This is a genomic window from Streptomyces minutiscleroticus, from assembly GCF_014650875.1.
In the GTDB taxonomy this organism is placed as follows: domain Bacteria; phylum Actinomycetota; class Actinomycetes; order Streptomycetales; family Streptomycetaceae; genus Streptomyces; species Streptomyces minutiscleroticus.
Window position 1 is genome coordinate 1 of the sequence record NZ_BMVU01000219.1, and the last position, 906, is coordinate 906.

A 906-nucleotide genomic window follows, 5' to 3' on the forward strand; every position below is an offset into this window, starting at 1 on the left:
TAGGTCGTTTCTGATGGCTCTTGAACGGTGTCGCGGAGCCAGATGACGATGGCGGTGACGGTGAGGGTGCCGTTGAAGATGTAGTCGCGTTTGTCGTAGCGGCTGGCCACCGCACGGAACTGTTTCCACTTGCTGACGCAGCGTTCGACCGCGCTGCGCCGGCGGTACTGGACCTTGTCGAAGGCGGGTGGACGGCCGCCGGCCCGGCCACGGTTGCGGCGGTTGGCCCGCTGGTCGTCCGGCTGGGCGATGGTCGCCTTGATGCCCCGACGTCGCAGGTAGGCACGGTTGTTGCGGCTGGAGTAGGCCTTGTCACCGCGCACCCGGTCCGGGCGGCGGCGTGGACGCCCGGGCCCGCGGCGGGGAATGCGCAGCGACTCCAGCACCGGCAGGAGCATGGGGCTGTCGCCCCGCTGGCCCGGCGAGGTGAGCCAGGTCAGCGGGCGGGCCCGGTCGTCGGTCAGCAGATGGACCTTGGTGGTCATCCCGCCCCGTGAACGCCCCAGTGCCTCCCGCCCATCGGCTTCCACACGCGTCCCGCCCCTTTTTCCGGGAAGTCGCGCGGCGGCCAGTGGCGGGCCCCGGCCGCGTGCTGGTGAGCCCGGCAGGAGGTGGAGTCGATGTTCACCGCCCACTCCCGATCCTTGTCCAGCTTGCGGGCCAGGGCGCCGTCGGGATCGCCGGCGTCGGCCTCGATCTGCAGCTCGGTCAGGATGCGCTGCCAGGTGCCGTCCGCCGACCAGCGGCGATGCCGCTCGTAGACGGTCTGCCAGGGCCCGTACCGCTCCGGCAGGTCCGGCCAGGGCACCCCCGTCCGGGCCCTGAAGAGCACCCCGTTGACCACCGTCCGGTGATCGGACCACTGCCCACCGGGCCGACCGTTGGCCGGCAGCAAGGGCGCGATCG

The 906-nt window shown here is 71.7% G+C and carries 1 protein-coding gene; it reads right to left on the reverse strand.

Annotated features, from left to right (window positions below; all coding sequences use genetic code 11):
• Window positions 1-904 (reverse strand): IS5 family transposase gene (locus IE271_RS41095; protein WP_229920002.1). Its coding sequence is split into 2 segments (ribosomal slippage), with 902 coding nucleotides annotated over them: window positions 1-560 and window positions 563-904; the frame shifts between segments, so codons are not numbered across the junction. This gene is flagged as partial in the annotation.
• Window positions 905-906: the final 2 nt, after the last annotated feature.